Below are 7,403 nucleotides of genomic sequence, written 5' to 3'. Positions count from 1 at the left end.
GCGTCGACTTGTCGAAGTCGAAGTTCACGCCCTTCAGGTCGATCGTCAGCGGCACCGGGCAACCGTCCGGACCGACAGCCTGACCGGCCTGCGACCCCGGGCACTTGTCGTCGCAGTTGTTCACGCCGTCGCCGTCGTCGTCCTTGTCGGCGCAGGTCACGGCCGGGGGCGGAGCGACCGGCGGAGCCGCGGCGGCGCCAAGCGGGATGATCACGCCGACCGAAGCCAGCAGGTCACCGAAGCCGCTCTTGTCCGGAGCCGCGTGGCTCTGGTCGTCGAGGTCGGCGCGGTAGGCGAGTTCGGTGCGGATGCGGACCGGGCCGGCATCGCCTTCGATACCACCGCCGAACTTGAGCGCGAGGTTGCCGTCCTTACGCTGGCCCGGCGAATTCGGGCTCGGGAACGCGTCGAACTCTTCTTCCGAGCGCTGGTAGCCGGCGCCGAACAGCAGGTACGGGTCCCACGAACGGCCTTCCGCACGGAAATGGCGGCGGACGTCGAACGAAATGCCGTACTGGCTCCACCAGAGATCCTGGTTCGCGTCGAAGCGCGGGTTCTGGTAGTTCAGCTGGGTTTCGAACGACCAGTTCGGATTGATGGGCTTGCCGATGCCAATGGCGCCGAACGGCGCGTTACGGGTGCCGCGGTCGTTGTCCTGGATGTTGAAACCAACGTCGCCGGACAGGTACCAGCGGTCATCGAACGCCTGCGCCTGCGCGACCTGCGCAAAGGCCAGGCCGGCGAGCAGGGCGGTGCTCAGCATGCGGATCTTCATGGTGCAACTCCAAATTGGGGTCGGAAACGGCAGCCAGGCCTTGACGCTCCTGAACAGGCCGAGCTGAATCATTGCACGATCGCTAGGATTTTTTAACATCCCTGAACGACAGTGCCGACCGGCGGCCGCTTAGAAGAAGCCCGGCGCAAGGCCGGGCTTCGGGGTACAGCAGGTGCGAACCGGACTTACTGGTTCTGCACGTTCAGCTCGGTACGACGGTTACGCTCGTTCTTGCACGCCGGCAGCGTCTGCGGCGTGTTCTCGAGCGGACGGCTCTCGCCGTAGCCGTTCGGGCCGGCCAGACGCGACGCGTCGATGCCGTGACCGGTCAGGTAGTCGTACACCGCACGGGCGCGGCGCTCCGACAGCGACTGGTTGTACGCATCGGTGCCGCACAGGTCGGTGTGACCGGCGACTTCGACGCGCAGCGCCGGGTAACGGCCGAGGATCGAGACCGCCTCGTCGAGGATCGCGATCGCGTCCGGACGCAGCGTCGACTTGTCGAAGTCGAAGTTCACGCCCTTCAGGTCGATCGTCAGCGGCACCGGGCAACCGTCCGGACCGACAGCCTGACCGGCCTGCGAACCCGGGCACTTGTCGTCGCAGTTGTTCACGCCGTCGCCGTCGTCGTCCTTGTCGGCGCAGGTCGGAACCGGAGCCGGGGCGACCGGAGCCGCCGGCGGCGGGCCCAGCGGAATCACCACGCCGACCGACGCGAGGACGTCGTGGAACCAGTCGGCGCCGTCGTCATGATCGTCGTCGGATAGCAGCGCGCCAACGCTGTCGTTATCGGCGTCGAGGCGCACGGCGAGTTCGGTGCGGATCTTGACGCGACCGACGTCACCCTGCGCACCGATGCCGAGCTTTCCGGCGACGTGGCTGTCCTCACGCTGGCTCGGCGCACCGTTGCGCTCGAAGCGGGCCGGGATCAGCGGGTTGGACGGATCGAACTCCTCTTCCGACTTCTGCCAGCCGAGACCCATCACGACGTACGGGTTCCACGCGCGGCCTTCCTGGATGAAGTGGCGACGCACGTCGAACGACACGCCGTACTGGCTCCACCACAGGTCCTGGTTGTAGTCGACCTTCGGGTTCTGGTAGTTCGCTTCGATGTCGAACGACCAGTTCGGGTTCCACATCTTGCCGAAGCCGATGGCCGCGAACGGCGCGTTGCGCGTGCCGCGATCGTTGTCCTGCAGGTTGAAGCCGGCGGAGCCGGTGATGTACCAGCGGTCGTCGAAGGTCTGGGCCTGAGCGGCCTGCGCCAGCGACAAACCACCGAGAAGGGCGGCGCAGAGGAGTTTCTTGTTCATCTTGTACGAGCTCCTTGGGGAATCGGGAGAGGGGGAATCCGCGTCAGCGTGTTCCGACCGTGCGAGACGGCTAACTGAACAAAGCCATCGGCGCGGAGCCTAGAAGCGGCGCTGTGAAGGTGCTGTTAACTGCCACCTAACAATTTCCGAAGTTCCCGGAAACGCATTTTCCAGTGCGTTTTCATTAATCCGCTTGTTTCCAGTGCTGTGGCGCAGGCGTGGGCGACGGCCGCGGAGTCCATCGCCAGCCCGATGCCCGATCGGGCAATCCGACGTACGGCTTTCGGCGACTCGCCACGTCGAATCCCGGCCGGCTTGCCGCGCACAAGGTTTCCCGGCATCGTGCGCGCACCGTACGCACGCGTATCCACGCATGACGACCGCGCCGCATCTGCGCTTTCCCCATCTGTTCGCCCCGCTCGACCTCGGCTTCGTGACGCTTCGCAACCGCGTGCTCATGGGGTCGATGCACACGGGCCTCGAAGACCACGCGCGCGATTTCCCGAAGCTCGCCGCGTATTTCGCCGAGCGCGCAGAAGGCGGCGTCGGGCTGATGGTGACGGGCGGTTTCGCGCCGAACGTGCGCGGCTGGCTGAAGCCGATGTCGGGCACGCTGTCGATGCAGTGGCAGGTGCGACGCCATCGGCAGGTCACATCTGCCGTGCATGCGAACGGCGGCCGCATCTGCATGCAGATCCTGCATGCCGGACGGTACGGCTATCACCCGCTGCAGGTTGCGCCGAGCGCGATCAAGGCGCCGATCAATCCGTTCTCGCCGAAGGCGCTGTCGGCTTCCGGCGTCGAGCGCCAGATCCGCGCGTTCGTGCGCAGCGCGAAGCTCGCGCGCGACGCCGGCTACGACGGCGTCGAAGTGATGGGTTCGGAAGGCTATCTGCTCAACCAGTTCACCGCGCCGCGCACGAACAAGCGCAGCGACGCGTGGGGCGGCGATGCGGCGAAACGCATGCGTTTCGCGATCGAGATCGTGCGACGCATCCGCGAGGCCTGTGGGCGCGATTTCATCATCATCTATCGCCTGTCCATGCTCGACCTCGTCGACGGCGGCCTCGCCTGGGATGACGTCGTGCAACAGGCGCAGGCGATCGAAGCCGCAGGCGCGACGATCATCAACACCGGCATCGGCTGGCACGAAGCGCGCGTACCGACCATCGCAACGTCCGTCCCGCGCGCCGCGTTCGTCGACGTCACTGCGCGGCTGAAACCGCACGTGCGCGTGCCGCTCGTCGCGACGAACCGCATCAACATGCCCGAGGTCGCCGAGCGCGTGCTCGCGAGCGGCGCAGCCGACATGGTGTCGATGGCGCGACCGCTGCTCGCCGATCCGCAGTGGGTCGCGAAAACGCGCGACGGGCGCGTCGACGAGATCAACACCTGCATCGCCTGCAACCAGGCCTGCCTCGACCACGTGTTCGAGAACAAGCGCGCGACGTGTCTGGTGAATCCACGCGCGTGTTACGAAACCGAGCTCGTCTATGCGCCGGCATCGACGCCGAAGCGGGTCGCCATCGTCGGTGCGGGCGTCGCGGGTCTTGCGTGCGCGACCGTCGCCGCACAGCGCGGCCACCGCGTCACGCTGTTCGAAGCGGCGGACGACATCGGCGGCCAGTTCAACCTTGCGCGGCGAATTCCGGGCAAGGAAGAGTTCGACGAGACGATCCGCTACTACCGTCGACGCCTCGAACTGGATTGCGTCGAGTTGCGTCTGTCGGCGCGCGTCGACGACACCGCCCTCGCCGGCTTCGACCGCGTCGTGCTCGCCACCGGTGTGGTGCCCCGCCCCGTGGAATTCCCGGGGCACGACGATCCGCGCGTGCTGCGCTACGACGATGTGCTCGCCGGACGCGTTGCCGTCGGCCCGCGCGTCGCCATCGTCGGCGCGGGCGGCATCGGGTTCGACGTCGCCGAATTCCTCGCGCATGAAGGCGTGTCGCCGTCGGTCGACGTGAACGCGTGGCGCCGCGAATGGGGCGTCGATGTCGACTACACCGACGTGCCCGGTGGCCTGCGGAAACCCGAGAAGCCGCCGGTCGCACGCACGATCTGGTTGCTGCAGCGCACTGCCGGCAAGCCGGGTGCGCGGCTCGGCAAGACGACGGGCTGGATCCATCGCGCGAGCCTGAAGGCACGCGACGTCCAGGCATTCGGCGGCGTGCAGTACGTGCGCTTCGACGATGCCGGCTTCCACGTCACGGTGGATGGCCAGCCGCGCACGCTCGAGGTCGACAACGTGGTCGTCTGCGCGGGCCAGCTCTCGAACAATCCGCTCGAGGCGCCGCTGCGCGCGGCGGGCCGCGATGTACAGGTCATCGGCGGCGCGGACGTGGCCGCGGAACTGGATGCGAAGCGTGCGATCGCACAGGGCAGCCGGGTTGCCGCTGCGCTCTGAGCGCTCGTGACGCCACGGACGGAACCGTCCATTGCATCCATCGCGTCGCCGTAAGGCGCCGCATGGCGGGATAGTCGCGCCTTTCGTCCCGACGGAGTCCCCATGAAGCTCTATACGAAGCCAGGCGCGTGCTCGACCGCGTGCCACATCTCGCTGCACTGGTCCGGCGCGCCCTTCAGCGTGCAGGTGCTGACCGCCGAGGAGATGAAGTCGCCGGCCTATCTCGCGATCAATCCGGTCGGCGCCGTGCCGGCCCTCGAGGACGGCGACTTCGTGCTGACGCAGAACGCGGCGATCGTCGGCTACATCGCCGACATGTACCCGGCGTCGGGCCTGGGTGGCGACGGCAGCCCGCGCGAACGTGCGGAAGCCAACCGCTGGCTGGCGTACTGCAACGCCGACCTGCATCCGGCGTTCCATCCGCTGTTCGGACCGGGCCGCTTCATCGCCGACGAATCGCAGTTCGACGCGCTACGCGCGACCGCCCGTGCGCGCCTGCGCGGCATGTATGCGCGTGCCGAAGCGCAGCTCGAAGGTCGCCAGTGGATCGCGGGCTTCCGCAGCTACGCCGACCCGTACCTCTACATCACGCTGCGTTGGGCGTCGAAGACGGGCGTGGATCTGTCGGGCTTCGACAACCTCGCCGCGTTCGTGCGCCGCATGGAGGCGGATGCCGGCGCGCAGGCCGCGCTCAAGGCCGAAGGCCTGAGCTGATGCGCCGGACGTGACGGCCCGCACGCCGTCACGTTTCCCTCTGGACGCCTGCGCAATGGGCCATGCGATGGAAACGATCAGCTTTGACGACTTCCTGAAGATCGAACTGCGCGTGGGCCGCATCGCGAGCGCCGAGGTCTTCGCGCAGGCGCGGAAGCCCGCCTACATCCTCCATGTCGACTTCGGCAGCGAAATCGGCGTCAGGAAGTCGAGCGCGCAGATCACCGCGCACTACCGGCCCGACGAGCTGGTTGGGCGCCTCGTGGTCGCGGTGGTGAATTTTCCCGCCAAGCAGATCGGGCCGCTGATGTCCGAGTGCCTGGTCACCGGCTTCCACGACGAGCGCGGCGACGTCGCGCTGTGCGTTCCCGATCGACCGGTTCCGTTAGGGACACGGCTGCTCTGAGCCCTCCCTCGTCGTTGCCCAGACGATGCGCACCCGAGCACGCCGGACCGAGATAGGCGTCGACGAGAAGCCGCATCGCGCCTGCCCAGCGTCCAGACGCGCACTACCGATCGCCACGTCTCAGCGCAGGTCGTCGCGCCAGTGGCGAGACATCTCGAGGAATGCGAACGACGCGGACCACGCGATCATCATGAGCCCGACAAGTGCCTCGGCGCCGGCAAGCCAGCGGATCGGGCCTTTCGGCACCAGGTCGCCGAAGCCGACCGTCGCATACGTCATCGACGACAGGTAGAACGCGTCGAACATCCCGGCGTGGTGCGCGCCATCGATGCTGCCGGCGTCGGGCACATGCAACAACGCCCAGAAGCCGAGCCCGAACACCAGCATCGACACCACGTGCAGGGCGAGCAGCCCGAACACCATCCACAGCATCGAGTGATGCCCGACCGGCCCGCCGATGCGCTCGCGGTGCCGGTTGTACAGGCCGCCCAACCACTTCATGCCGACGAAATTGAGCGAGACGGTGGCGACGATCGCGACGACCGCCGCCCCGATGGCGAGCGCGTGAATGGCGTAGGGCGCGCCCGCCTCCATCGATCAGCGCTTGTCGATCGCCACGTACTCGCGATCTTCCGGACCGATGTAGTTCGCACTCGGGCGGATGATCTTGCCGTCCTCGCGCTGCTCGATGACGTGCGCACTCCAGCCGGTGGTGCGCGCGATCACGAACAGCGGCGTGAACATCGGCGTCGGGATGCCCATCATGTGATAGGCCGACGCGCTGTACCAGTCGAGGTTCGGGAACATCTTCTTGGTGTCCATCATCAGGTTCTCGATGCGCTCGGACACGTCGAACAGCGTCATGTTGCCGCCGTCCGCGCAGAGCTTGCGCGAGATCTCCTTGATGATGGGATTGCGCGGATCGCCGATCGTGTACACCGGGTGGCCGAAGCCGATGACGATCTCCTTGCGCTCCATGCGCGCGCGGATGTCGGCTTCGGCCTCGTCCGGCGTCGCGTAGCGGCTGATGATGTCCATCGCGACTTCGTTCGCGCCGCCGTGCTTCGGGCCGCGGAGCGCGCCGATCGCGCCGGTGATGCACGAGTGCAGATCCGAACCCGTGCCGGCGATGACGCGCGCGGTGAACGTCGACGCGTTGAACTCGTGCTCGGCGTAGAGGATCAGCGACTTGTCGAGCGAGTCGGCGTGCAGCTGCGACGGCGCTTCGCCATGCAGCAGGTGCAGGAAGTGCGCGGCGACGGAGTCGTCGTCGGTCAGCGTCTCGATGCGGTTGCCGTTGCGCGTGAAGTGCCACCAGTACAGCAGCATCGAGCCGAAGCTCGCGATGAGCTTGTCGGCGATGTCGCGCGCTTCCGACGCCGGATGGCCCTCGCGCTCCGGCAGCACGGTGCCGAGGACGGAGCAGCCAGTGCGCAGCACGTCCATCGGGTGCGCGTTCGCGGGCACCAGCTCCAGTGCCTCCTGCACGATCGACGGAAGTCCGCGCAGGCGCTTGAGCTTCGCCTTGTAGGCTTTCAGCTGCGACACGGTCGGCAGCGCGCCGTGCACCAGCAGGTGCGCGACTTCCTCGAACGTCGACTTCGTCGCGAGGTCATGGATGTCGTAACCGCGGTAATGCAGATCGTTGCCGCTGCGGCCGACCGTGCACAGCGCGGTGTTGCCCGCCGCGGTACCGGACAGCGCGACGGACTTCTTGGCCTTCGGGAGCACTTGCTCGCTCATGGTGTTCCTCTCGTTGCGACTTCCGCGACGCGGAAGTGGATGACG

7 protein-coding genes are annotated in these 7,403 nt (G+C 67.1%); 3 read left to right on the top strand and 4 right to left on the bottom strand.

The window, feature by feature from the left end; genetic code table 11:
- Together EVS83_RS13915 and EVS83_RS13910 are read right to left on the bottom strand one after the other, a co-directional pair.
- Positions 1-775 (bottom strand): outer membrane beta-barrel protein (locus tag EVS83_RS13915; RefSeq protein WP_166636915.1); only part of this gene is annotated, 775 nt, incomplete at its 3' end.
- A 185-nt stretch (positions 776-960) separates the two neighbouring features.
- Positions 961-2,088, bottom strand: coding sequence for an OmpA family protein (locus EVS83_RS13910; protein ID WP_133501623.1), 1,128 nt, complete (start codon positions 2,086-2,088; stop codon positions 961-963).
- A 373-nt stretch (positions 2,089-2,461) separates the two neighbouring features.
- Between EVS83_RS13910 and EVS83_RS13905 the strand changes: the two genes are divergently transcribed.
- The 3 genes from EVS83_RS13905 (at position 2,462) to EVS83_RS13895 (ending at position 5,615) form a co-directional block, all read left to right on the top strand.
- Positions 2,462-4,495, top strand: a complete 2,034-nt coding sequence (locus EVS83_RS13905; RefSeq protein ID WP_133501622.1) for an FAD-dependent oxidoreductase — start codon at positions 2,462-2,464, stop codon at positions 4,493-4,495.
- Positions 4,496-4,597: 102 nt separating this feature from the next.
- A complete protein-coding gene (locus EVS83_RS13900) occupies positions 4,598-5,209 on the top strand; it encodes a glutathione S-transferase family protein (protein WP_133501621.1) in 612 nt (203 codons plus the stop codon).
- A 55-nt stretch (positions 5,210-5,264) separates the two neighbouring features.
- A complete protein-coding gene (locus tag EVS83_RS13895; RefSeq protein ID WP_425456112.1) occupies positions 5,265-5,615 on the top strand; it encodes a tRNA-binding protein in 351 nt (116 codons plus the stop codon).
- 120 nt (positions 5,616-5,735) lie between these two features.
- Here the strand turns inward: EVS83_RS13895 and EVS83_RS13890 are convergent, their stop codons facing one another.
- Positions 5,736-6,209 carry a potassium channel family protein gene (locus EVS83_RS13890; RefSeq protein ID WP_133501620.1) on the bottom strand — a complete coding sequence of 158 codons (474 nt, stop codon included), beginning with the start codon at positions 6,207-6,209 and terminating at the stop codon, positions 5,736-5,738.
- Between the two features lie 3 nt (positions 6,210-6,212).
- Positions 6,213-7,358, bottom strand: a complete 1,146-nt coding sequence (prpC, locus tag EVS83_RS13885) for a bifunctional 2-methylcitrate synthase/citrate synthase (RefSeq protein WP_133501619.1) — start codon at positions 7,356-7,358, stop codon at positions 6,213-6,215.
- Positions 7,359-7,403: the final 45 nt, after the last annotated feature.

The organism is Cognatilysobacter terrigena (genome assembly GCF_004361065.1).
Taxonomy (GTDB): domain Bacteria; phylum Pseudomonadota; class Gammaproteobacteria; order Xanthomonadales; family Xanthomonadaceae; genus Cognatilysobacter; species Cognatilysobacter terrigena.
Note: the sequence above shows the minus strand (reverse complement) of the source record. Positions and strands in the feature narration are given on the sequence as shown.